Below are 24,777 nucleotides of genomic sequence, written 5' to 3' on the forward strand. Positions count from 1 at the left end.
CAGTGATTGATTTGCAGTAGTCCGTAGAATCTTGTTCACGGCATCGATCCGGCTATCACCGGGGAGCCTTCGGAAGAACAGCCCGCTCCACTATCGGGGCGGCCCAGTAGAACCGAACGGGGAGGCCCGTCACAGCCTGAATCGAGCGGCCGCGTGCGAGCGTGGCAAGCGGGGTGGTACCGCGGTGCTCGCGCAGATTGCGCGACCTCGTCCCCGGCCTGACCGTAGGCACGCAGGAGACGACGCGCACCGTGACCGACTCAATCAGCGGCGAAGCCGGCGCCAGGGCCTATCCCAAGCTGGCCGGGGGAGCCCCCGACTTTCCGGCGCTCGAACTCGAAGTCCTCGACTACTGGACCCGCGACGACACCTTCCGGGCCAGCATCTCGCAGCGCGACGGCGCCGAAGAGTACGTGTTCTACGACGGGCCGCCGTTCGCCAACGGGCTGCCGCACTACGGACACTTGCTGACCGGGTATGTGAAAGACATCGTCCCGCGCTACCGCACCATGCGGGGCTACAAGGTGGACCGCCGCTTCGGCTGGGACACCCATGGGCTGCCCGCCGAACTCGAAGTCGAACGCCAGCTGGGCATCACCGACAAGTCCCAAATCGACGACATGGGCATCGCCGCCTTCAACGAGGCCTGCCGGGAATCGGTATTGCGCTACACGGCCGAATGGCAGGCCTACGTCACCCGCCAGGCGCGCTGGGTCGACTTCGACAACGACTACAAGACGCTTGACCTGCCCTATATGGAGTCGGTGATCTGGGCGTTCAAACAGCTGTGGGACAAGGGCCTGGCCTACGAGGGTTACCGGGTGCTGCCGTACTGCTGGCGCGACGAAACCCCGTTGTCCAACCACGAATTGCGGATGGACGACGACGTCTACCAAAGCCGCCAGGACCCGGCCGTGACGGTGGGTTTCCCGGTAGCAGCCGGTGGTGCCCCGAAAGGATTAGCCGGCGCTTACCTGCTGGTGTGGACGACCACGCCGTGGACGCTGCCGTCGAACCTGGCCGTTGCCGTCAACCCCGAGGTGACCTACGTCCAGGTCACCGTCGGGGACCGGCGCTTCGTGCTGGCCGAGTCGCGCCTGGCGGCCTACGCAAAAGAACTCGGTGAAGAGCCCGAGATACTTGGCACCTATTCGGGCGCCGACCTGCTGGGCACCCGCTACCTGCCCCCGTTCCCGTATTTCATGGACCCAGAACCAGGGCGAGCCAAGGCGTTTCAGGTGCTGCCGGGCGACTTCGTCACCACCGACGACGGCACCGGAATCGTGCACATGGCGCCGGCCTACGGTGAGGACGACATGGCGACCACCGACAAGGTGGGCATCGTGCCGGTCACGCCGGTCGACTCCAAGGGCCGCTTCGACGTCACGGTCCCGGATTACCAGGGGCAGCACGTCTTTGATGCCAACCCGCACATCATCCGCGACCTGAAGAACCAGAGCGGTCCGGCGGCGGTGAACCAGCCGGTACTGATCCGTCACGAAACCTACGAGCATCCCTACCCGCACTGCTGGCGATGCCGCAATCCGCTGATCTACCGGGCGGTATCGTCGTGGTTCGTCTCGGTCACCGAATTCCGGGATCGCATGGTGGAACTCAACCAGCAGATCACCTGGTACCCCGAGCACGTCAAGGACGGCCAGTTCGGTAAGTGGCTGCAGGGCGCGCGTGACTGGTCGATCTCGCGAAATCGCTACTGGGGCAGCCCGATTCCGGTGTGGAAATCCGATGACCCGGCCTACCCGCGCATCGACGTCTACGGCAGCCTCGACGAGCTGGAGCGGGACTTCGGGGTGCGGCCCACCAACTTACACCGGCCCTACATCGACGAACTCACCCGGCCCAACCCTGACGATCCTTCCGGAAACAGCACGATGCGGCGCATTCCCGACGTGCTCGACGTGTGGTTCGACTCGGGATCGATGCCGTATGCCCAGGTGCACTTCCCGTTCGAGAATGCGGACTGGTTCGCGGGCGGGGCGGCCGGAGAGGGTGGGCACTATCCGGGTGACTTCATCGTGGAATACATCGGGCAGACTCGTGGCTGGTTCTACACGCTGCATGTGCTGGCCACCGCGCTGTTCGACCGGCCAGCCTTCAAAACCTGTGTGGCACACGGGATTGTGCTCGGATCCGACGGGCAGAAGATGAGCAAGTCGCTGCGCAACTACCCCGACGTCAGCGAGGTGTTCGACCGCGACGGCTCCGACGCGATGCGCTGGTTCCTGATGGCCTCACCGATCCTGCGGGGCGGCAACCTGATCGTCACCGAACAGGGCATCCGCGAGGGTGTGCGCCAGGTGTTGCTGCCGCTGTGGAACGCCTACAGCTTCCTGGCTCTTTACGCGCCGAAAGTCGGCACCTGGCGTACCGATTCGGCACACGTGCTGGACCGCTACATCCTGGCGAAGGTGGCCGTGCTGCGCGACGAGCTCACCGACTCGCTGGAGGTCTGCGACATCTCCGGGGCCTGCGAGCAGCTGCGCCAGTTCACCGAGGCGCTGACGAATTGGTATGTGCGACGGTCACGTTCGCGGTTCTGGGAGGAAGACACCGACGCGATCGACACCCTGCACACCGTGCTGGAGATGACCTCGCGACTGGCGGCACCGCTGCTGCCGTTGATTACCGAGATCATCTGGCGTGGTCTGACCGGCGAACGTTCGGTGCACCTGACGGATTGGCCGCAGGCCGGCGCGCTGCCCGCGGACGCCGATCTGGTGGCCGCGATGGACCAGGTTCGCGAGGTGTGCTCGGCAGCGTCGTCGCTGCGCAAGGCCAAGAAGTTGCGGGTGCGGCTGCCACTGCCGAAACTGACTGTGGCGGTGGAGGATCCGCAGCAGCTGGTGCCATTCACCGACTTGATCGCCGACGAGCTCAACGTCAAGCAGGTGGAACTGACCGACGCGATCGACACCTACGGCCGCTTCGAGCTCACCGTCAACGCCCGGGTGGCCGGGCCGCGGCTGGGCAAGGACGTGCAGGCCGCGATCAAGGCGGTCAAGGCCGGCGAGGGCGTCGTCAACCCCGACGGCACCTTGACCGCCGGGCCCGCGGTGCTGCAGCCCGAGGAGTACAGCTCGCGGCTGGTGGCCGCCGACCCGGAGTTCACCGCGGCGCTGCCCGGGGGCGCCGGCCTGGTGGTGCTGGACGGCACGGTGACCCCGGAGCTGGAGGCCGAAGGTTGGGCCAAGGACCGGATCCGCGAGCTGCAGGAGTTGCGCAAGTCGACCGGACTGGACGTCTCGGATCGCATTCGCGTCGTGATGTCGGTGCCCGCCGAACGGGCCGACTGGGCGCGCGCGCACCGCGACCTGATCGCGGGTGAAATCCTGGCCACCAGTTTCGAATTCGGCGATCTAGTGGATGCGGCGGAGATCGGCGACGGCGTGCGGGTCGAGATCGCCAAATCCTGACCGCGGACGTCGCGGTGGCACGCCGCGCTGCCTGTCGTCAGCAAGCGGTAGCGTCCGGTTAGGGGAAACCAACACGGGAGAGGCGTCGTTGCGGATACTGGGCGTGTTCCGGGTGCACAACGGTGCCGACGTCTTGCCCCGCGTCCTGGACGCGTTGGCCGGGTGGTGCGACGACATCTACGCAATCGACGACCGCAGCACCGACGACAGTGCGGAGATCCTGCGCCGGCACCCCGCGGTGACCAACCTGGTGCGGGCCCGCCCCGACCTGCCCCGGACGCCGTGGCTGATCCCCGAACCGCCCGGGCTGGAACTGCTGTACCGGATGGCCGATTTCTGCCGGCCGGACTGGATCGTGATGATCGACTCCGACCAAATCGTCGAGGCGGACGTCGATATCCGCGAGGTATTGGCGGGCACGCCGGACGACGTCGCGGCGCTGATGTGCCCGATGATCCCGGCCTGGAACGACCCGGATTATCCGGACATGATCCCCGTGATGGGAACGGCGGAATCGGTGCGCGGGCCGTTCTGGCGGTGGCGACCCGGGCTGCGGGCCGGCACCCGGGTGATCCACAACCCGCACTGGCCCGCCAATATCACCGAGCACGGCCGCATTGGCCTGGTGAACGAGATCCGGTTGCACCACACCGGATGGGCAACCCTGGCCGAACGGATCGGCAAGGTCGAGCACTACCGCAAGATCGATCCGGACTCCGAGTTGAACTACGGCGTGCCCTACGACCGCGCCCTGCTGTTCGGCTACGCCTATGAGGAGATCGAACTGCTCAAGGCCGACTACCGGCGTCGGGTGCGTGGCGACTTCGACCGGGCCGAGCCGGGCACCCGGCTACCCATCGATCGCGACAGCCTGGCGGTCGGTTCCGGCTACGGACGCCGGGCCGCGTCGTTTCATCCCGGCGTCGACTTCGCCGCGGATCCCGGCACCCCGATCCATGCGGTGACGTCGGGAACCGTCTCGGCCGTGCGCGATCTCGGCCCCGACGGGCTTCGGTCGGTCACCGTCTCGTGCCGCGACCTCGAGACGGTCTACGTGTTCCGTCCGGGCGACGAGAGCCGGATCGCCGTCGACGACCGGGTGGCCGCGGGAGCACGGATCGGCGCCCTCGGCCCGGAAACCCAATCCCGAGACGGCTTCTTGCATTTCGAGGTTCGCGTCGACGGTGAGCACACCAGTCCGGTCCGCTATCTGGCCAACTTGGGGTTGCAACCGTGGCCTCCGGCCGGCCGCCCGCGACCGGTGTCGGGGACCTTCCCGGCGTCCTCGCCGTGCACGATCACCGGGTGAGCTGTTCGAGCTGTTCGAGCAGCCCGCGTGCGGACCGAATCGCCGAGCGGACCTCCTGTAGCACCTTGGCAGGATGCTGCTCGTCTTTTTCGCCGAGCCGGTTGTAGCGCTCGACGCCGAAACTCGCTGATGCCACCCGTATCCCGAACGGCACCGCCAACGATCGCAGCGCCTCGAAGTGCAGGTAGTGGCCCACCGGTTGGCCGGTCACCATCAGACACGACGAGCCACGCATGCCTACCGTCCGAGCGGCGAAGGTGTAGGTGTCCGACGAGTTCGCCCGGCGACGGTCCGGATCCGGCGATGGCGTCTCGAGCAGCGTGATCGGCACACCGAGCTCGTTGCTCGCCGGCGCGAAGCGCCATACCGTCTCGTCGCCCTGCGGCTTGCCGACCCGCCCGCGCACATGCTCCATCAGCTCGCGGGTGTCGAGCCCGAACGCGTCGGCCGCGCCGAAGGCCATCAGCTCGAATTCGGTGCGGGCACCCGGCGCACACGCGTCGATCGCATCCTGCTCGGAGTCGAGCACGGGCCGGGACGCGGCGGCCAGCACCACGTGGCCGACGCGGCGGCCGGTGGCGATCTCACGCGCATACCGGGCGCGCAGCAGGTTGGTGTATCGCGCGCCGCCGATGACCAGGATGTGATCGAAATCCGTTCCTTCAGGCAAGGTTTCGCCCGTCACGCCCAACGCGGCCGTCGCCGCCTCGATCCTGTCTTGCTGCGCGGCAGGCAGGGGCAACCGAGGGATCAGCCACCTGGCCGCGCCTGCGGCGTCCTGGCTGCTGAGCCGTTCCGCGGCGGCTGCGCGGGCCCGGCCCCGATAGTCCCACGCGTTGCTGAACTCGTCGAGGAACGCCAGCCGGTCGCTCAGGCTCAGTCCGTCAGGGATGGCACCGCCGAACAGCCCGACGAGCTCGGCCAGCGCGGGGTGGGCAGACCACGACGCGACCTGCTGCTCGAGCTCAAAGGTGTCGATCGCGGCAGACCCGGCATGTGGCGAACACACGTGACGTTCTCTGTTCCTTCGAAAGCTGGGCGCTCGTTGGGCGATTCACAACGTACCGCCAATCCGCGGCACCCATCGCGCACTTCACGGAATTTGCATTAGCGACAAATCCGGCCCGTGCAATGGCTAGGATGCGCCACAACACGCATATGACGGGAGAGCGGAAAGTCGTGCGAATTCTCGTAACTGGCGGGGCGGGCTTCCAGGGCAGCCATCTGTCGGAGGCCCTGCTCGCCATCGGACACCAGGTGACCGTCCTCAACACGTTGTCCATTGCTGCCAAGGAAAATCTGCGTAGTTTCCAGATGAACGAATCGGCGGACGTCGTATTCGGTTCCGTGACCGATTGGGAGTTGGTCAGCAAGACCGCGCGCGACCACGACGTCATTTTCCACCTGGCGGCAAATGTAAACGTGGACAAGTCACTTGACGATCCTCGAAGCTTTCTCGAGACCAATGTGATGGGCACGCACCACGTTCTCGAGGCCGCACGCGAATACGGTTCGCGAGTCATCTTCGCGTCGACCTGTGAGGTGTACGGAGACGGTCACAGCCTGGCCCCCGATGCGCTGCTCGACGAAACGGCAGAACCGAGACCGAACAGCCCATACGCCGCGTCGAAGGCCGCCGCCGACCGGCTGTGTTACTCGTACTTCCGCTCGTATGGCATGGACATCGCGATTGTTCGTCCGTTCAACATCTTTGGTGAGCGACAGAAAAGTGGAGCCTTCGGCGCGCTGATTCCGATCCTGGTGCGCCGCGCCATCGCCGGTCAGGACCTCACCGTCTTCGGCGACGGCTCCGCGACGCGCGACTACCTCCACGTCAGCGATGCGGTGGACGCCTACCGACTGGTGCTCGACACCCCAGATCTCAAGGGCCGCGCGATCAACTTCGCCAGCGGCACCAATACCCGGGTACGCGACATCGCCGAATACATCGCCGCGAGATTCCACACCCGAGTGGTCAACGGACCCGCGCGCCCGGGCGAAGTGAGCCGATTTCCCGCCAGCATCGCGCTGGCACGCAGCATCGGGTTCGCGCCGAAGGTCGACATCTGGGCAGGCATCGACCGCTACATCGCGTGGGCCAAGGAGCAGCCGCAGCAACTAGTCGGCTAGTTTGACCGCGCGCCAGCGCAGCCGACCGCCGCGCACCTCGACCTCGACGTGGCCGAATCCCGCCGCGCGCAAGCGATCCGGCAGGGTGTCCGGCGAGACGGTGTTGCAGATGTCGCGAAAATGCAGGATCCGGAAGCGCAGCGAGTTCACGCTGTCGCTGCCGGCGAACACCCCGCCGGGGCGCAGCACCCGGAAAGCTTCGGCGAACAACCGGTCCTGCAGTTCGACCGTCGGCACGTGGTGCAGCATCGTGAACGACACCACCGAGCTGAACTCGTCGTCCGGCAACCCGGTCGCAGTGGCGTCGCCGTTGATGATTCGCGCCCGGTCGCCGTAGCGGCGCTGCAGTCGCTGCGCCATCGGCGTGTCGATCTCCACCGAGGTGAGCTTCGGCGTCTTGTCGAGCAGCACCCGCAGGATCGCGCCGTAACCGGGCCCGATCTCCAGGGTGTTGTCGCCCAAGTCAACGTCGGCCAGCGCCCAGGGCAGCAGATCATCTTCGACTGCTTTAGCCCAGCGCTGCGAGCTGCAGATCCGGCGATGCGCGAGGTTCATGGCCATGCGGAAAACGTTAGCCCAGTAGCGCAATAGCATTTATCGGATGGAGTCGCGTTGGGTCCTGCACCTGGACATGGACGCGTTCTTCGCCTCCGTCGAGCAGCTCACCCGCCCGACGCTGCGAGGCCGGCCGGTGCTGGTCGGCGGGCTGGGCGGCCGGGGGGTGGTGGCCGGGGCGAGTTACGAGGCGCGGGTGTTCGGGGCGCGCTCAGCCATGCCGATGCACCAGGCCCGCCGGATGATCGGTGTGACCGCGGTGGTGCTGCCGCCGCGCGGCGTGGTGTACGGGGTGGCCAGCCGGCGGGTGTTCGACGTAGTACGCGCCGTGGTTCCGGTCGTCGAGCAGCTGTCCTTCGACGAGGCGTTCGGGGAGCCGCCGCAGCTCGCCGGGGCGTCCGCGGCGGACGTCGAGCGGTTCTGCGAGGGGTTGCGGCGACGAGTGCGCGACGAGACCGGGTTGATCGCCTCGGTGGGCGCCGGCTCGGGCAAGCAGATCGCCAAGATCGCCTCCGGGCTGGCCAAACCCGACGGCATCCGGGTGGTCGGGCGCGCCGAGGAACGGTTGCTGCTCGACGGGCTGCCGGTGCGGCGGCTGTGGGGAATCGGCCCGGTCGCCGAGGAGAAGCTGAATCGGCTCGGCATCGAGACGATCGGGCAGCTGGCCGCGCTGACCGACGCCGAGGTCGCCAACATCCTGGGCGCGACGGTCGGCCTGGCGCTGCACCGGCTGGCCCGCGGCATCGACGATCGCCCCGTCGCCGAGCGCGCCGAGGCCAAGCAGATCAGCGCCGAATCCACCTTCGCGGTCGACCTGACCAGTCTCGAGCAGTTGCACGATGCGATCGCTCCGATCGCCGAGCATGCCTATCAGCGGCTGCTGCGCGACGGTCGCGGCGCCCGCACCGTCACGGTGAAGCTGAAGAAGTCCGACATGAGCACGCTGACCCGCTCCGCGACCTTGCCGTATGCGACGACGGAGTCCGGCGCGCTGGTCGCGCTGGCCCGGCGACTGCTGCTCGATCCGCGCGAGGTCGGGCCGATTCGTCTACTCGGCGTTGGGTTTTCTGGGTTGAGCGACGTGCGCCAGGAGTCGCTGTTCCCGGACCTCGAGCTCGCGGCGCCGGAACCGGAGGCGCAGCACTTTGTGCAAACGGTAACGCAGACCGCGACCGACGCGATGTTCGCCCCCGAGGCCTCGCCGTGGCGGGTCGGCCTCGACGTCGAGCACCGCGAACTCGGGCACGGCTGGGTGCAGGGCGCCGGCCACGGCGTCGTCACTGTGCGGTTCGAAACCCGAAGCAGCGGGCCGGGCGTCGCCCGGACGTTTCCCGCCGACACCGCCGATCTCGTCGGCGCCAACCCGATCGATTCGCTGGATTGGCCGGACTACCTGGGCGAGCTGCGCACCGGGGCCACCGCCGAGGCCTCAGCCCCAGCGGGCGATGACGTCGCCGACCGGTGAGCCCGCGGCCAGCGCGGCCATCAGCAGCACCCGGGCCTGCGGCGGCCGCAACCGTGGCACCAGCACGGCACCGGCTTCGACCAGGTCGTGGCCGGGGCCGTAGCCCGCGCTGACCCCGCCGCCGGGGACCCGGGTGGACACCCCGACGACGATCCCGTTCGCGCAGTGCCGGCGCACGCCGTCGACCACCGCGGCCCCGGCATTGCCCGAGCCCAGCGCCTCGAGCACGACGGCCCGCGCTCCAGCGCCCACGAAGGCGTCCAGCGCCACCGAGTCGCTGCCCAGATAGGCCGCGACGATGTCGACCCGCGGCGCTTCGGCCGCCCGCAGCTCACCGAGGTAGGGACGGAGTTTGGCGCCGTTGAGTGCCACGCCGCCCGGCGTCGTGCCGACCAGCTCGCCGGCGAAGCCGCTCAGGTCCTGGGTGGCCACCTTGTGCATGCCCAGCGGTTGCAGTACCCGCCCGGCGAAGGACACCAGCACACCGAGGCCGCGCGCGGCCGGACTGGCCGCCACCGCCACCGCGTCGCGCAGGTTGGCGGGCCCGTCGGAGTCCGGGGCGTCGGCGCTGCGCATCGCGCCGGTCAGGACGACCGGCGGACTGCCGGAGTAGGTGAGGTCGAGCCACAGCGCGGTCTCCTCCATGGTGTCGGTGCCGTGCGCGACGACCACGCCCTGGGCGCCGTCGGCGACCGCGACCCGCACCGCATCGCCGATCCGGTCCCAGTCGGGCATCGTCAGTTCCGAGCTGTCCACCGCCATCAGGTCGACGACGTCGACGTCGAGGCCGGCGGTGAGGTCGGACCCGGTGCGGCTGGGGCGGCGCACGCCGTCGGCGCCGGTGCTGGTCGAAATCGTGCCGCCGGTGGCGATGACGGTGATGCGGCCCATAGCCGAATCATTCCGCACCTGCCGGGGCGGCGAGGCCGCACCCAACGGAGCCGGGCGCTAGGGGATGATGGGGAGGTGCCCGAAGAACCAACAGGATCGGCCGAGCCGGTGACGTCCGCGGCGCAGGCCGAAACGTCCGGGGAAGTGGCAGAGCCCGAAGCACCCGCGCCGCCGTCCGCTCCGAGGCGGCTGCGGCTGCTGTTGTCGGTCGCGGCCGTCGTGCTGGCGCTCGACGTCGTGACCAAAGTGCTCGCCGTCCGACTGCTGCCGCCTGGACAGCCGGTGTCGATCATCGGCGACACGGTGACCTGGACGTTGGTGCGCAATTCCGGGGCCGCATTCTCGATGGCGACCGGCTACACCTGGATGTTGACACTGATCGCCACCGGTGTGGTGCTCGGCATTTTCTGGATGGGCCGGCGGCTGGTGTCGCCGTGGTGGGCGGTGGGCCTCGGCATGATCCTCGGCGGCGCCACCGGCAACCTGGTGGACCGCTTCTTCCGCGCGCCGGGACCGCTTCGGGGCCATGTCGTCGATTTCTTGTCGATCGGCTGGTGGCCGGTGTTCAACGTCGCGGACCCGGCCGTGGTCGGCGGCGCGATCCTGCTGGTCGTGCTCTCGGTGTTCGGCTTCGATTTCGACTCGGTAGGTCGTCGTAAGCCCGACCGCACCACATGACCAACCGCTCGATGCCCGTTCCGGAGGGATTGGCGGGCATGCGTGTCGACGCCGGGCTGTCGCGCCTGTTGGGCCTGTCCCGCAGCGCGGTGGCGGCCATCGCCGAGGACGGCGGCGTCGAACTCGACGGTGTGCAGGCGGGCAAGTCAGACCGACTGACACCCGGCGCCTGGCTGGAGGTGCGGTTGCCCGAGGCGCCGGCGCCGCTGGAGAACACGCCCGTCGAGATCGAGGGCATGGCCGTCCTGTACTCCGACGACGACATCGTCGTCGTCGACAAGCCGGCGGCGGTGGCCGCGCACGCCTCGGTGGGCTGGAGCGGGCCGACCGTGCTCGGCGGCCTGGCCGCCGCGGGCTACCGGATCACCACGTCGGGTGTGCACGAGCGGCAGGGCATCGTGCACCGCCTCGACGTGGGGACCTCCGGGGTGATGGTGGTCGCGATCTCTGAACGGGCCTACACCGTGCTCAAGCGGGCGTTCAAACAGCGCACCGTCGACAAGCGCTACCACGCTCTGGTGCAAGGACATCCGGACCCGTCCAGCGGGACCATCGACGCGCCGATCGGACGGCATCGTGGCGGGGAGTGGAAGTTCGCGGTCACCCAGAACGGTCGGCACAGCGTCACCCACTACGACACCGTCGAAGCGTTCGTCGCCGCCAGCCTGCTCGACGTGCACCTGGAAACCGGTCGCACCCACCAGATTCGGGTGCATTTCGCCGCGTTGCACCATCCGTGCTGCGGCGACCTCGTCTACGGCGCCGACCCAAAACTCGCGAAAAGGCTTGGCCTGGAACGTCAATGGCTGCACGCGCGGTCGCTGGCGTTCGCCCATCCGGCCGACGGGCGGTGGGTGGAATTCGTCAGCCCCTACCCGGCCGACCTGCACCACGCGTTGGGTGTGCTGCGCGACGAGGGCTGATCAGCCGGGCTTGCGGGCCTCGACCAGCACCCGCGTCGGGTGCGTGACGAATCGGCCGTCCGCCTCGATGATGTCGTGCAGGGCCCGCAGTCGCCCGTAGTAGGGCTCGACGGTGAAGTCCGGCACGGTCCAAATCAGCTTGCGCAGGAAGTAGACCACCGCGCCGATGTCGAAGAACTCCGCGCGCAGCGTCTCCATGCGGAGGTCCACGATCTGCAACCCGGCGGCCTGTGCGTCGGCACGCTGCACGGCCGGCTCGAGGTGGGCGCCCAACTCGGGGTGCGTTCCCATCACGAATTCGACCAGCTCGCACATCGTCGCGGGGCCGGGGTGCTGCGCGAAGTAAGTGCCACCGGGCCGCAAAATGCGGGCAATTTCGCTCCACCACACGGCAATTGGATGCCGGCTGGTCACCAGGTCGAAGGCCTCGGCGGCGAACGGCAGCGGGGGCTCGTCGCGGGTCCGGATGACCACCACGCCGCGCTGATGTAATCGCTGGGTAGCCAGTGCGGCGTTGGGCGGCCACGACTCGGTGGCCGCCATCGTCGGGGGGAACGACGGCACGCCGTCGAGCACCTCGCCGCCCCCGGTGTTGATGTCCAGGGCGGCCGACACCGCGGCGAGCCGAGCGCTGAGCTGCCGCTGGTATCCCCAGGACGGGCGTTGCTCGGTGGCCCTGCCGTCCAGCCAGGAGAAGTCCCAGCCCACGACTGACGCCGCGACGGCCTCCGCCATCAGCTCGTCGAACGACCGTCGCATCCCGGGCTCAGCGGGCATCCGGCTTGCGGGCCTCGACGAGAACCCGCGTCGCGTGCGCGACGAAAGAGCCGTCGGATTCGATGCGCTCGTGCAGCTCGCGCAGTCGATCGCGGTAGCGCTCGACGGTGAAGTCCGGCACCCACCAGATCACCTTGCGCAGGACGTAGACCACCGCGCCGATGTCGAAATACTCCTGGCGCAGGCGTTCCGGCCGCATGTTGACGATCTCCAGCCCGGCTGCCCGCGCCGCCGCGCTTTCGTTGTCCGGGTGTCGCAGATCCGATGCTTCGGGCTGTGGCCCGGTGAAGTACTCGATCAGCTCGGCCACCGTCGCGGGTCCGATGTGTTGAGCCAGGTAGGTACCGCCGGGCCGTAACACCCGGGCGATCTCGGGCCAGAACAGCGTGTGCGGATGCCGGCTGGTGACCAGGTCGAAGGCCTCGTCGGCGAACGGCAGGGCCGACTCGTCGGAGGTACCCACCACGACCACGCCGCGCGGGTGCAGGAGCCGGGTCGCCAGCGGGATGTTCGGTGGCCAGGACTCGACGGCCGCGATCGTGGGGGGGAATGGCGCGGCGCCGGCCAGCACTTCGCCGCCACCGGTTTGCAGATCCACGGCGGCCGTCACAGTCGCGAAGCGACGGCTGATCAGCTGTTGGTAGCCCCAGGACGGCCGCTCCTCGGTGGCCCGCCCGTCCAGCCACGAGAAATCCCAGCCGTCGACGGATACCGAATCGGCTTCCGCGACAAGATCGTCGAATGTGCGGCCCACATAAGGCATTGTGGGGCATCAGGACGTGGTGCAGACGAACTTGGTGCCGTTGAGGTCAATTGTTACCTCGCCCTGGTGCTCCCAGTATTCGGAGCCCTGCCGGCCGTACCTCGCCCCGCTGCCGGACGGCAGCAGGAACAGAATCTCCTGGTTGCCTTTCCAGTTGAGCACCGCCGTGCGCGGGTCGAACTGGTTGTAGAACTGGGCGGTCAGCGGGCCGGCGTCGGCGGGGCAGCGATAGGTGATGACCGGCGGAGCCACCGTCGCGGGGTCGGCGATGGCCAATTGGACCAGCCGGGTCTGATAGGCCTCCAGCACGCAGGTGTGCACATCGACGTTGCGCGCACAGTCGTCGCGGGCCGTCGTCCAGCCGGTTTGGGCCTCCGCCAGCGTGGCGGGATCGGCGCCGGTGCGGGCGAGCGCTTGCTGATAGGCGGTTTGCAGGCGGTGGTCGAGCTCGGTCAGGTGGGGGTCACTGCAGACCAGCTGCTGCGCGGCGTTGGCGGGTTTGCCGCAGTCGACCGCGACCGACGCCGGTGGCTTGCTGGTGACGCTCGGCATCCCCGAACCGGACGGCCGGGTGGTCGGCGAGCTGCACGCGCCCACGATCAGTGCCGCGGCGATGACTGCGATCGGCCTCATACGTGTTGACTACCGGCTGCGCCGCGATTGCCGGGCGCGACACGCCCGCGCGCCGGCGAATTCATGTCCGCTGCGCGGCTCAGCGCTTGGCGCTGCCGGCGTCGCTCGATGCGATCTCGGGGGCCAGAGGTGCGACGACGCTCAGAATCTCCGTCACCGTCATCGGCGAGACGCCGGCCGCGGCCAACGCATCGGCCAGATGCCCGGCCACCAGGTTGAAGTGGTGCATCGTGATGCCGCGCCCCTGATGCACTTGCTTCATCGGGGCACCGGTGTAGACATCGGGTGCGCCAAGTGCGGCCGCGAAGAACTCGATCTGCTTTCCTTTGAGGCGGTTCATGTTGCTTCCGGTGAAGAAGCCGGCCAGTTGGGCATCGGCGAGCACCCGGACGTAGAAGTCCTCGACGACGACTTCGAGCGCCTCGTGCCCGCCGATCCGGTCGAAGATGGTTGTCGGCTCCGGTTTGTGGAACGTTGCCAAGAGTTTCATGTAACCAGCGGACCACTGCGGCGTTGCCCCTCAGTTAGTCCGCGATCACGCTCGGATTGCCTGACGTAACAAGCCGATTGCCGGCAGCTAGCCGCATCTTCGGGTGCTCGGTGAGTCGATTCCCCCCGTTCAGGTGACGGTCATCCGTTCGTCGCCGCCGCGTCATGCCCGAGGGGCGTTGAGCTGGGGCACCTCCGGCTTGCGAGCGTCACGCCAGCGTGGCGTTGAGCGCCGAGCGTCATGCCAGCGTGGCGTTCGCGGGCGTTAGGCTCCGCTGATGGCCGCTGTGGAGCTGACCGCCGACGTCCCGATGACCCCGCAGGACATGTGGGATCACGTCTCGGACCTGTCGGACCTGGGGGACTGGCTGACGATGCACGAGGGGTGGCGCAGCGAGCTGCCCGACGTGATCGCCGAAGGCACCCAAATCATCGGCGTGGCCCGCGCCAAGGGCATGCGCAACCGCGTGACCTGGACGGTGACCAGGTGGGACCCGCCGCATGAGGTCGCGATGTCGGGTTCGGGCAAGGGGGGCACCAAATACGGCGTCACCCTCACCGTGCGGTCCACCGGCGACGGATCGACCCTCGGTTTGCGCCTGGAGCTGGGCGGTCGGGCGTTGTTCGGCCCGGTCGGATCGGCGGCAGCGCGAGCCGTCAAGGGCGACGTCGAGAAGTCACTGCAGAACTTCGTCGAGCTGTACGGATAAACCGGGCAAGACACACGCCGCGACACGCCGAACCAGTGTCGGTGGTCGGTCATAGACTGACGTGCCTATGAGTCAGTCGTCCTTCGTGCACTTGCATAACCACACCGAGTACTCGATGTTGGATGGTGCCGCGAAGATCACGCCGATGCTGGCCGAGGTGGAGCGGCTGGAAATGCCCGCGGTCGGCATGACTGACCACGGAAACATGTTCGGCGCCAGCGAGTTCTACAACGCGGCGACCAAGGTCGGGATCAAGCCGATCATCGGCGTCGAGGCCTACATCGCGCCGGCATCGCGCTTCGACACCAAGCGGATCCTGTGGGGTGATCCCAGCCAGAAGTCCGACGACGTCTCGGGCAGCGGCTCCTACACCCATATGACGATGGTGGCCGAAAACGCCACCGGTCTGCGCAACCTGTTCAAGCTGTCGTCGTTGGCCTCCTTCGAGGGACAACTCGGCAAGTGGTCGCGCATGGACGCCGAACTGATCGCCGAGCACGCCGAGGGCATCATCGCCACGACCGGCTGCCCGTCGGGCGAGGTGCAGACGCGGCTTCGGCTGGGGCATGAGCGCGAGGCCCTGGAGTCGGCCGCCAAGTGGCGCGAGATCTTCGGCGCCGACAACTTCTTCCTCGAGCTGATGGACCACGGGCTGTCCATCGAGACGCGAGTCCGCGACGGCTTGCTCGAGATCGGCCGCAAGCTGGGCATCCCGCCGCTGGCCACCAACGACTGCCACTACGTCACCCGCGACGCCTCCCACAACCACGAGGCGCTGTTGTGCGTGCAGACGGGCAAGACGCTGTCGGATCCGAATCGCTTCAAGTTCGACGGCGACGGCTACTACCTGAAGTCGGCCGCGGAGATGCGCCAGATCTGGGACGGCGAGGTGCCCGGCGCCTGCGACTCCACCCTGCTGATCGCCGAGCGGGTGCAGTCCTACGCCGACGTGTGGACGCCGCGCGACCGGATGCCGGTCTTCCCGGTGCCCGAGGGGCACGATCAGGCGACCTGGCTGCACCACGAGGTGATGGCGGGCCTGCAGCGGCGCTTTGGATCCGGTGTCGGCCAGGAATACATCGACCGGGCCGAGTACGAGATCAAGGTCATCTGCGACAAGGGTTTTCCGGCCTACTTCCTGATCGTCGCCGACCTGATCAACCACGCGAAGTCGATCGACATCCGGGTCGGGCCGGGGCGTGGTTCGGCGGCGGGATCGCTGGTGGCCTACGCGCTGGGCATCACCAACATCGACCCGATTCCACACGGTCTGCTGTTCGAGCGCTTCCTCAACCCGGAGCGCCCGTCGGCCCCCGATATCGATATCGACTTCGACGACCGTCGCCGCGGAGAGATGGTGCGCTACGCCGCCGACAAGTGGGGCTCCGACCGCGTCGCGCAGGTCATCACCTTCGGCACGATTAAAACCAAAGCGGCCCTGAAGGATTCGGCACGGATTCACTACGGGCAGCCCGGCTTCGCGATCGCCGACCGGATCACCAAGGCGTTGCCTCCGCCGATCATGGCCAAGGACATCCCGTTGTCCGGCATCACCGACCCGAACCACGAGCGGTACAAGGAAGCATCCGAGGTTCGCAGCCTGATCGAAACCGATCCGGACGTACGCACGATCTACCAGACGGCGCGCGGCCTGGAGGGACTGATCCGCAACGCCGGTGTGCACGCCTGCGCGGTGATCATGAGCAGCGAGCCGCTCACCGAGGCGATCCCGCTGTGGAAGCGGCCGCAGGACGGCGCCATCATCACCGGCTGGGACTACCCCTCGTGTGAGGCCATCGGCCTGCTGAAGATGGACTTCCTGGGCCTGCGCAACCTGACGATCATCGGCGACGCCCTGGATAACATCAAGGCCAACAGGGGAATTGACCTCGACCTGGAGTCGGTGCCGCTCGACGACAAGGCCACCTACGAGCTGCTGGGCCGCGGCGACACCCTGGGTGTCTTCCAGCTCGACGGCGGGCCGATGCGCGACCTGCTGCGCCGTATGCAGCCCACCGAATTCAACGACATCGTCGCCGTGTTGGCGCTGTACCGGCCGGGGCCGATGGGCATGAACGCCCACAACGACTACGCCGACCGCAAGAACGGCCGGCAGCCGATCAAGCCGATCCACCCGCAGCTCGAGGAGCCGCTACGCGAAATCCTCTCCGAGACTTACGGTTTGATCGTCTATCAAGAGCAGATCATGTTCATCGCCCAGAAGGTCGCCTCCTACACGATGGGTAAGGCCGACGCGCTGCGCAAGGCGATGGGCAAGAAGAAGCTCGAGGTGCTCGAGGCGGAGTACAAGGGCTTCTACGAAGGCATGACCGCCAACGGCTTCTCCGAAAAAGCGGTGAAAGCGTTGTGGGACACCATTCTTCCGTTCGCCGGATATGCGTTCAACAAGTCGCACGCGGCCGGCTACGGCCTGGTCTCGTACTGGACCGCGTATCTGAAGGCCAACTATCCGGCCGAGTACATGGCCGGGCTGTTGACGTCGGTGGGCGACGACAAGGACAAGGCCGCGGTCTATCTGGCCGACTGTCGCAAGCTCGGCATCACCGTGCTGCCGCCGGACGTCAACGAGTCTCTGGTCAACTTCGCGTCGGTCGGCAAGGACATCCGCTTCGGCCTGGGCGCGGTGCGCAATGTCGGTGCCAACGTGGTGAGCTCGCTGATCAAAACCCGAAGCGAGAAAAGCAAATTCACCGATTTCTCGGACTACCTGAACAAGATCGACATCTCGGCATGCAACAAGAAGGTCACCGAGTCGCTGATCAAGGCCGGTGCGTTCGATTCGCTGGGGCATGCCCGCAAGGGACTGTTCCTGGTGCACACCGATGCCGTCGACTCGGTGCTGGGTACCAAGAAGGCCGAGGCGATGGGCCAGTACGACCTGTTCGGCGGCGGCGATGCCGGCGGCGACGCGGTGTTCACCATCCGGGTGCCTGAGGACGAATGGGAAGACAAGCACAAGCTTGCCTTGGAGCGAGAAATGCTGGGGCTCTATGTATCCGGGCATCCGCTCAACGGGGTGGCGCATCTGCTGTCCGCGCAGGTGGACACGCAGATACCGGCGATCCTGGACGGCGATGTCAACAACGAGGCCCAGGTGCGGGTGGGCGGCATCCTGGCTTCGGTGAACCGTCGGGTCAACAAGAATGGAATGCCTTGGGCGTCGGCCCAATTGGAAGACCTCACTGGTGGCATCGAGGTGATGTTCTTCCCGCACGCGTACTCCGCCTACGGTGCCGACATCGTCGACGACGCGGTGGTGCTGATCAACGCCAAGGTTGCGATCCGCGACGACCGGATCTCGCTGATCGCCAATGAGCTTGTGGTGCCCGACTTTTCCAACGCCCAGCCGAACCGTCCGATCGCGGTCAGCCTGCCCACCCGGCAGTGCACGATCGACAAGGTGAGCGCACTCAAGCAGGTGCTGGCGCGCCATCCGGGCACCTCGCAGGTGCATCTGCGGCTGATCAGCGGCGACCGGATCACCACGCTGGAGCTCGACCAATCGCTGCGCGTGACGCCGTCGCCCGCGCTGATGGGCGACTTGAAGGAACTGCTGGGCCCGGGCTGCCTGGGCAGCTGAGCGCTTGGCTGTGCGGCCAGGGCGGGACCCCTCGGCGTGTCGTCACCATCAGCGCACACTCGAATCCGCAAGCGCACGCCGAACGCCGTCGGGCACGCTGATTACGACAGCTGGACCCCGACGATGACGCTGTCGGGCCAGACCCCGCGATCGCACGCCCGGCGCAGCTTCTCCCGCAGACCCAGATCCCGGTGCACGTTGGTCACGCCCGGCACTTTGACCAGCGGGACGATGTTCCATTGCCAGCCGTAGCGCCGGTGCAGGATCCGATTGGCCCGCTGCGCGTCGGCGCCCGAGAGCAGCATGGCGCGCCCGGCCACCGTCGGCGCGCCGTCGCGCACCCGGCCGCGGTGATCGCACGCCCGCAGCTCGATGTCGGGATGGGCCGTCAGCCGTTTGGTCTTGGGGCCGACCTTGGTCCGGAACACCAATGTGTCGCCGTCCATCGCGAACCAGATCGCAGTGTCGCGGGGGGTGCCGTCGCGTCGGAAAGTTCGGAGCAGGGCGTAACGGGCATCGCCGAGTGCGCTGTGGTGCATGGTCATCAGTCAACGACTTAGAGTTGACTCGAAGTCAAGTGCCGGGATTTCGGGAGGTTCGATGGCCGCCATGGCAACCAGCCGCTCGCTCACGATCGGCGAGGTCGCGCGGGCGACCGGGGTGGCCGCGACGACGTTGCGCTACTACGAGCAGATCGGGCTGCTGCCGTCACCGGCGCGGTTGTCGGGCCGGCGCCGCTACGACGACTCGGTCCTGGCCCGTCTCGAGGTCATCCGGCTGTGCAAATCCGCCGGCTTCGCGCTGGAAGAAATCCAGCTGCTGTTCGCCGACGACGCGCCGGGTCGCCCCGCCAGCCGCGCCTTGGCGGCGGCCAAACTCGCCCAGATCGACGACCAGATGGCGTCGCTGGCACGGGCGCGGGCCGTCATCGAGTGGGGGATGAGCTGCACCTGTCCGTCGATCGACGCCTGCACCTGCGGCATCCATCCGCCCTAGAACCGGTAGCGCAAGATCCGCGCTTTGCGGGCGGACACCTCGAACATCCCGGACACTTTGGTGGCAAACCGAATCCAGCCCGGAAACAGGTCGACCTCGGGAGCGTGGGCGAGGCTGACCTCGTCGACGAGCTTCAGCGCCGGATTCCACTTTTCGGGCGTACGCGGGTCTTCGAACCCCGGATAACCCCATTGGGCGCCGACGGTGCTGAACATGCGCTGCGGCGCCAGCTTCACCGCAAGCCGGGTGAACCAGCCGATCCGGCCGTAGTCGTTGAAGGCCAGTTCCCCCGAGGTGAAATACGTGGTGATGCGCCGAAAGACGGCGATCAGCACCGGCTCGGACAAGAACGCGAACAGCCCGTCGGCGATCACCATGACCGGCCGGTCGGCGGGAATGCTGTTGGGCCAGCTTTGGTCGGCCAGCGAGGCGGTCACCACGTGGGCGCGCTTGCTGGGCGGCAACAGCTGGCGGCGCAGCGCGCTGACACCCGGAAGGTCGACGCTGTACCAGTCGACGGTGGCGGGCGGCTGCACCCGAAACGGGCCCGAGTCCAGCCCGGCGCCCAGATCGACGACGACGGCATCGGGATGCTCGGCGGTGAAGGCCCGCACCCGTTCGTCGAGCATCTTGGCGCGCAGCGCCGTCTGGCAGACCACGCTCGCCGGGACGCCGAGGCCCGCGAAGTCGTAGTCGATCTTGTCGACGATGTCGGCGGCGAGCGAGTCGCCGAGAATCGGCCGCGCCCATTGGCTGTCCAGCGCTCGGGCGTATTGGGTCAGCAACGCGGTCTCCTCGAGCGGCGAGAGATCGCTCGCGCCGATCTCGGGTGGGGGCCGCATGATCCGAACGTACTCGGCGCCCACCGATCGGGCAGGCCGGTCGGGCCGCGAAATCGCGGAATGTGTTCCGTGCCACCCAACGGCGGACGTACGCTCACCGAGTGGAGAACGCGCATGGTGAGAGGCCGGTCCCGCCACCCGGCGACACCTGAAGGAGCACGCGAATGACGAGAACGGTGCGAGCGGTATGACCGGCGGGCGGCTCGCGACAGTGCGCGAACTCGGCCGCGTTAGAGCGCGAAAGCTGTTGCAGCACAGCGGAATTATCGACGAATCCGTGACTCCGCTATCGTCCGATCCGGTTGCCGTGGCCCAATTGCTGGGCGCGCCGTGGTACGACGAGAAGCTGGCCAAGCTGGCCGACGAGCTCGACCGCGATCCCGGTGACGTGCGCGCCGAGGCGGCCGGCCATCTACGCGAGATGGCGGCTTCCCTGGACGAGCGGGCGGTGCAGGGGTGGCGCGGGTTCAGCCGGTGGCTGATGCGGGCTTACGACGTGCTGGTCGACGAGGACCAGATCGCGCAGTTGCGCAAGCTGGATCGAAAAGCGACGTTGGCCTTTGCCTTTTCGCACCGGTCGTACCTGGACGGCATGCTGCTGCCGGAGATGATCGTGGCCAACCGGCTCTCCCCCGCCTTCACGTTCGGCGGGGCCAACCTGAATTTCTTCCCGATGGGCGCCTTCGCCAAGCGCACCGGAACGATCTTCATCCGGCGTCAGACCAAAGACATTCCCGTCTACCGGTTCGTGTTGCGCGCGTACACCGCTCAATTGGTGCAAAACCACACGAACCTCACCTGGTCGATCGAAGGGGGGCGCACCCGTACCGGCAAGCTGCGGCCGCCGGTGTTCGGCATCCTGCGCTACCTCACCGACGCCGTCGACGAAATCGACGGTCCCGAAGTGTTTTTGGTGCCGACCTCGATCGTGTACGACCAGCTGCACGAGGTCGAGGCGATGACCACCGAAGCCTACGGGGCAAAGAAACGGCCCGAAGACCTTCGCTTCCTGGTCGGCTTGGCGCGCCAGCAGGGCAAGCGGCTCGGTCGCGCTTACCTGGACTTCGGCGAACCGCTGCCGCTGCGCAAGCGCCTGGAGGAGATGCGCGGCGAGGAGGCGGGGACCGGCACCGAGATCGAACGTATCGCTTTGGATGTCGAGCACCGGATCAACCGCGCGACGCCGGTCACTCCCACCGCGGTGGTGAACCTGGCGTTGCTGGGCGCGGACCGGTCGTTGTCGATCAGCGAGGTGCTGGCCACCGTGCGACCGCTGGCCAGCTACATCACGGCGCGAAACTGGTCCGTCGCCGGCGCCGCGGACCTGACGAATCGCTCCACCATCCGGTGGACGTTGCACCAGCTCGTCGCCTCCGGTGTGGTCAGCGTGTATGAGGCCGGCACCGAGGCGGTGTGGGGGATCGGCGAGGACCAGCATCTGGTCGCGGCGTTCTACCGCAATACCGCGATCCACATTCTGGTCGATCGTGCGATCGCCGAGACGGCGTTGCTGGCCGCTGCCGAAAACGCCGAGAATTCCGCGGACGGCATGGTGTCGCCGGTGACGGTGCGCGACGAGGCGCTGAGTTTGCGTGAGTTGCTGAAGTTCGAGTTCCTGTTCTCCGGCCGTGCCCAGTTCGAAAAGGAGCTCGCCGACGAGGTACGTCTGATCGGGGCGGTGGACACCAGCCACGCCGCGGCCGCCGCCGATGTGCGCGGATTGCTGGCATCGGCCGATGTGCTGTTGGCGCACTTGGTGTTGCGGCCGTTCCTCGACGCCTATCACATCGTCGCCGACCGGCTGGCCGCCCTCGAGGACGAGTCCCTGGACGAAAACGACTTCCTCGCCGAATGTCTGGAGCTGGGCAAGCAGTGGGAGCTGCAGCGCAGAATCGCCAGCGCCGAGTCGAGGTCGATGGAGTTGTTCAAGACCGCGCTGCGCCTGGCGCGCCACCGCGAGCTGGTCGACGGTTCGGATTCCGAGCAACTCGGCAAGCGCCGCCAGGAGTTCGCGGACGAGATCGCGACCGCGACCCGACGCGTCAACGCGATCGCCGAACTCGCCCGGGCGCGGGTCTAACGCCAAACCGCTTGGGCGCCAAGTCGCGCCCGCCCCGCGGCATCGAAACGGGCATACAGTGGTGCCATGCCACTCGAAGGTGAATACGCCCCCAGCCCCTGGGATTGGTCCCGCGAACAAGCCGACAAGTACGCCGAATCCGGCGGAGCCGAGGCAGCGGACATGAAGGGCAAGCCCATCATTTTGCTGACCACGGTCGGAGCCAAGACCGGCAAGCTGCGCAAGACTCCGCTGATGCGCGTCGAGCACGACGGCGAGTACGCCGTCGTCGCCTCGCTGGGTGGCGCGCCGAAGAACCCGGTCTGGTACTACAACATCGTCAAGAACCCGCGAGTCGAGCTCCAGGACGGGTCGGTCACCCGCGACTACGACGCCCGCGAGGTGTTCGGCGACGAGAAGGCCGTGTGGTGGGAGCGCGCCGTGGCGGCCTGGCCGGACTACGCCGAGTACCAGACGAAGACCGACCGCCAGATTCCGGTGTTCGTGCTGACCCCGGTGAGCTGAGCCGATTAGGCAGGTGGCGGGGGGTGCGTGGCACCATTAACCGGTGTCCGCCGAACCGACCCAGAGCCCGAGCATGTCACCGCTGCGCGCGGCCGACATTGACAGCGCTGCTCAGCGGATCGCCGCGGTAGTCACTCCGACACCGCTGCAGTACAGCGATCGGCTGTCGGCGATCACCGGTGCGCAGGTTTACCTCAAGCGCGAAGACCTGCAGATCGTGCGTTCCTACAAGCTGCGCGGCGCCTACAACCTGCTGGTGCAACTGTCCGACGCGGAGATCGGCGCCGGCGTGGTGTGCTCCTCGGCCGGCAACCACGCGCAGGGCTTCGCCTACGCCTGCCGGACCCTCGGCGTGCACGGCCGCGTCTACGTACCGGCCAAAACGCCCAAGCAGAAGCGCGACCGGATCCGCTACCACGGAAAGAGCTTCATCGAGCTGATCGTGGGCGGATCGACCTACGACCTGGCCGCTGAGGCCGCACTCGAGGATGTGAAGCGCACCGGTGCGACGCTGGTGCCGCCGTACGACGACCCGCGCACGATCGCCGGCCAGGGCACGATCGCCGTCGAGCTGCTCGACCAGCTGGACAAGCTCGGTTTTGCGGAACCCGACCTGGTGGTGGTCCCGGTGGGCGGCGGTGGCTGCATCGCGGGCATCACGACCTATCTATCCGAACGCACGACGAACACCGCGGTGCTGGGCGTCGAACCGGCCGGGGCCGCGGCGATGATGGCGGCGCTGGCCGCCGGCGAGCCGGTGACGCTCGACCATGTCGACCAGTTCGTCGACGGCGCCGCGGTGAAGCGGGCGGGAACGCTGACGCATGCCGCGCTGGCCGCCGCGGGCGACATGGTGTCGATCACGGCGGTCGACGAGGGCGCCGTGTGCACCGCGATGCTGGACCTCTACCAGAACGAGGGCATCATCGCCGAGCCCGCGGGCGCGCTGTCCGTGGCCGGGCTGCTGGAAGCCGACGTCGAGCCCGGGTCCACCGTCGTGTGCCTCATCTCGGGCGGCAACAACGACGTGTCGCGCTACGGCGAGGTGCTCGAGCGCTCGTTGGTCCACCTCGGCCTCAAGCACTACTTCCTGGTTGACTTCCCGCAGGAGCCCGGTGCGTTGCGCCGGTTCCTCGACGACGTGCTGGGGCCAAACGACGACATCACCTTGTTCGAGTACGTCAAGCGCAACAACCGCGAGACCGGTGCGGCGCTGGTCGGCATTCAGCTGGGTTCGTCGGCCGACCTGGACGACCTGCTGGACCGGATGCGCGAGACCGAGATCCACTTCGAGACGCTGCATCCAAGCTCACCGGCCTATCGCTATCTGCTGCACTAGTCAGCAGCGCGAGTACGACGTCAGATAGTCCGGCGCCGGGGTAGCGGGATCGAGGTCCTCGGCCGGTATCGGTGCACCGGCCGTCAGTCTCAGCGGAACCACGCCGGCCCAGTGGGCCAGCGCGTGATCCTCCGGCTCGTCGACGGGCCCGCCGTCGCGCACCTTGGCCGAGACCTCGACCAGGTCCAGGGCGAGCACCGCGGTCGCGGCGAGCTCGCGCGCATTCGGCGCCCGGCAGTCGGCGGCACGTCCGGGGGCGATGTGGTCGAGTAGCGTCGCGAGTGCCCGCGACTTCTCCGCCGGGTCGTCGACCAGGTGGGCGTCGCCGAGCACGATCACCGAGCGATAGACCAGCGAATGGTGCAGCGCCGAGCGGGCCAGCACGAGCCCGTCGACGAGGGTGACGGTGACGCACACGGGCAGACCCTCGCCGGCGTTGCGCATGGGCCGGCTGCCGGTGGACCCGTGCAGGTAGAGGGTTTCGCCCAGGCGGGCGTGCGTGGTCGGTAACACCACCGGCCGGCCGTCGTTGAGGTAGCCCAGGTGACAGATCAGGGCCTCGTCCAGGATGCGATGGACCGTGTCGCGGTCGTAGCGGGCGCGGTCCCGGTAGCGGGTGGGCGTCGTGCGAGACGTGGGGCGGTAGTCCATCGAATTG

Annotated in this window: 22 protein-coding genes; 12 read left to right on the top strand and 10 right to left on the bottom strand. The window is 67.7% G+C overall.

Going from position 1 to position 24,777, the window contains the following annotated elements:
* Positions 1-263 precede the first annotated feature (263 nt).
* Entirely contained in the window at positions 264-3,434 is a 3,171-nt protein-coding gene (gene ileS / locus MJO58_RS11745) for an isoleucine--tRNA ligase (RefSeq protein WP_239723242.1), read from the top strand.
* An 88-nt stretch (positions 3,435-3,522) separates the two neighbouring features.
* On the top strand, positions 3,523-4,743 hold the full coding sequence (locus MJO58_RS11750) for a peptidoglycan DD-metalloendopeptidase family protein (RefSeq protein WP_239722915.1): 1,221 nt from the start codon (positions 3,523-3,525) through the stop codon (positions 4,741-4,743).
* Here MJO58_RS11750 and MJO58_RS11755 read toward each other — a convergent pair.
* Positions 4,733-5,752 carry a hypothetical protein gene (locus MJO58_RS11755; RefSeq protein ID WP_239722916.1) on the bottom strand — a complete coding sequence of 340 codons (1,020 nt, stop codon included), beginning with the start codon at positions 5,750-5,752 and terminating at the stop codon, positions 4,733-4,735. The genes MJO58_RS11750 and MJO58_RS11755 overlap by 11 nt on opposite strands.
* A gap of 170 nt (positions 5,753-5,922) precedes the next feature.
* Between MJO58_RS11755 and MJO58_RS11760 the strand changes: the two genes are divergently transcribed.
* Positions 5,923-6,873 carry a dTDP-glucose 4,6-dehydratase gene (locus MJO58_RS11760; protein ID WP_239722917.1) on the top strand — a complete coding sequence of 317 codons (951 nt, stop codon included), beginning with the start codon at positions 5,923-5,925 and terminating at the stop codon, positions 6,871-6,873.
* On the opposite strand, the gene MJO58_RS11765 is transcribed toward MJO58_RS11760, so the two are convergent.
* Positions 6,862-7,434, bottom strand: a complete 573-nt coding sequence (locus MJO58_RS11765; protein ID WP_090608877.1) for a class I SAM-dependent methyltransferase — start codon at positions 7,432-7,434, stop codon at positions 6,862-6,864. The genes MJO58_RS11760 and MJO58_RS11765 overlap by 12 nt on opposite strands.
* Positions 7,435-7,474: 40 nt before the next feature.
* Between MJO58_RS11765 and MJO58_RS11770 the strand changes: the two genes are divergently transcribed.
* Positions 7,475-8,893 (top strand): DNA polymerase IV, encoded by a 1,419-nt coding sequence (locus MJO58_RS11770; protein WP_239722918.1) that lies wholly within the window; start codon positions 7,475-7,477, stop codon positions 8,891-8,893.
* Here the strand turns inward: MJO58_RS11770 and MJO58_RS11775 are convergent.
* The gene (locus MJO58_RS11775) at positions 8,858-9,784 is read right to left on the bottom strand and encodes an asparaginase (RefSeq protein WP_239722919.1); all 927 of its coding nucleotides are present in this window, start codon (positions 9,782-9,784) and stop codon (positions 8,858-8,860) included. The two genes, MJO58_RS11770 and MJO58_RS11775, sit on opposite strands and share 36 nt — an antisense overlap.
* Positions 9,785-9,859: 75 nt before the next feature.
* On the opposite strand from MJO58_RS11775, the gene lspA reads away from it, so the two are divergent.
* A complete protein-coding gene (gene lspA / locus MJO58_RS11780) occupies positions 9,860-10,462 on the top strand; it encodes a signal peptidase II (protein WP_090601640.1) in 603 nt (200 codons plus the stop codon).
* Entirely contained in the window at positions 10,459-11,385 is a 927-nt protein-coding gene (locus MJO58_RS11785) for an RluA family pseudouridine synthase (RefSeq protein WP_090601641.1), read from the top strand. Before lspA ends, MJO58_RS11785 begins: the two co-directional genes overlap by 4 nt.
* Here MJO58_RS11785 and MJO58_RS11790 read toward each other — a convergent pair whose 3' ends face one another.
* The 4 genes from MJO58_RS11790 to MJO58_RS11805 all read right to left on the bottom strand — a co-directional run bounded on the left by MJO58_RS11790 (position 11,386) and on the right by MJO58_RS11805 (position 14,048).
* Positions 11,386-12,144: a methyltransferase domain-containing protein gene (locus tag MJO58_RS11790; protein ID WP_090601642.1), complete on the bottom strand. Its 759-nt coding sequence runs from the start codon at positions 12,142-12,144 to the stop codon at positions 11,386-11,388.
* Positions 12,145-12,151: 7 nt separating this feature from the next.
* Positions 12,152-12,916: a class I SAM-dependent methyltransferase gene (locus tag MJO58_RS11795; protein WP_239722920.1), complete on the bottom strand. Its 765-nt coding sequence runs from the start codon at positions 12,914-12,916 to the stop codon at positions 12,152-12,154.
* Between the two features lie 18 nt (positions 12,917-12,934).
* Complete coding sequence (locus tag MJO58_RS11800) at positions 12,935-13,558, bottom strand: lysozyme inhibitor LprI family protein (protein WP_239722921.1); 624 nt, start codon at positions 13,556-13,558, stop codon at positions 12,935-12,937.
* Positions 13,559-13,637: 79 nt separating this feature from the next.
* Positions 13,638-14,048, bottom strand: coding sequence for a group I truncated hemoglobin (locus tag MJO58_RS11805; RefSeq protein ID WP_239722922.1), 411 nt, complete (start codon positions 14,046-14,048; stop codon positions 13,638-13,640).
* Between the two features lie 277 nt (positions 14,049-14,325).
* Here MJO58_RS11805 and MJO58_RS11810 point away from each other — a divergent pair, with 277 nt between their 5' ends.
* Positions 14,326-14,757: a type II toxin-antitoxin system Rv0910 family toxin gene (locus tag MJO58_RS11810; protein ID WP_239722923.1), complete on the top strand. Its 432-nt coding sequence runs from the start codon at positions 14,326-14,328 to the stop codon at positions 14,755-14,757.
* Positions 14,758-14,824: 67 nt separating this feature from the next.
* Positions 14,825-18,358, top strand: coding sequence for a DNA polymerase III subunit alpha (gene dnaE / locus MJO58_RS11815; protein WP_239722924.1), 3,534 nt, complete (start codon positions 14,825-14,827; stop codon positions 18,356-18,358).
* Positions 18,359-18,459: 101 nt separating this feature from the next.
* Here the strand turns inward: dnaE and MJO58_RS11820 are convergent, their stop codons facing one another.
* Entirely contained in the window at positions 18,460-18,903 is a 444-nt protein-coding gene (locus MJO58_RS11820; RefSeq protein ID WP_239722925.1) for a PPOX class F420-dependent oxidoreductase, read from the bottom strand.
* 64 nt (positions 18,904-18,967) lie between these two features.
* On the opposite strand from MJO58_RS11820, the gene MJO58_RS11825 reads away from it, so the two are divergent.
* Positions 18,968-19,354, top strand: a complete 387-nt coding sequence (locus tag MJO58_RS11825; RefSeq protein WP_090608882.1) for a MerR family transcriptional regulator — start codon at positions 18,968-18,970, stop codon at positions 19,352-19,354.
* Here the strand turns inward: MJO58_RS11825 and MJO58_RS11830 are convergent.
* On the bottom strand, positions 19,351-20,196 hold the full coding sequence (locus MJO58_RS11830; RefSeq protein WP_090608885.1) for a class I SAM-dependent methyltransferase: 846 nt from the start codon (positions 20,194-20,196) through the stop codon (positions 19,351-19,353). The genes MJO58_RS11825 and MJO58_RS11830 overlap by 4 nt on opposite strands.
* A gap of 187 nt (positions 20,197-20,383) precedes the next feature.
* Between MJO58_RS11830 and MJO58_RS11835 the strand changes: the two genes are divergently transcribed.
* From MJO58_RS11835 to ilvA, 3 genes are all read left to right on the top strand, one after another.
* Positions 20,384-22,276 (top strand): lysophospholipid acyltransferase, encoded by a 1,893-nt coding sequence (locus MJO58_RS11835; RefSeq protein WP_239722926.1) that lies wholly within the window; start codon positions 20,384-20,386, stop codon positions 22,274-22,276.
* A 66-nt stretch (positions 22,277-22,342) separates the two neighbouring features.
* Positions 22,343-22,780: a nitroreductase family deazaflavin-dependent oxidoreductase gene (locus MJO58_RS11840; protein WP_239722927.1), complete on the top strand. Its 438-nt coding sequence runs from the start codon at positions 22,343-22,345 to the stop codon at positions 22,778-22,780.
* Between the two features lie 43 nt (positions 22,781-22,823).
* Positions 22,824-24,119, top strand: coding sequence for a threonine ammonia-lyase (ilvA, locus tag MJO58_RS11845; protein ID WP_239722928.1), 1,296 nt, complete (start codon positions 22,824-22,826; stop codon positions 24,117-24,119).
* On the opposite strand, the gene MJO58_RS11850 is transcribed toward ilvA, so the two are convergent.
* Positions 24,120-24,770 (bottom strand): pyridoxamine 5'-phosphate oxidase family protein, encoded by a 651-nt coding sequence (locus tag MJO58_RS11850; protein ID WP_239722929.1) that lies wholly within the window; start codon positions 24,768-24,770, stop codon positions 24,120-24,122.
* Positions 24,771-24,777: the final 7 nt, after the last annotated feature.

Origin of the sequence: Mycobacterium lentiflavum (assembly GCF_022374895.2) — a bacterium.
Classification (GTDB): Bacteria; Actinomycetota; Actinomycetes; order Mycobacteriales; family Mycobacteriaceae; genus Mycobacterium; species Mycobacterium lentiflavum.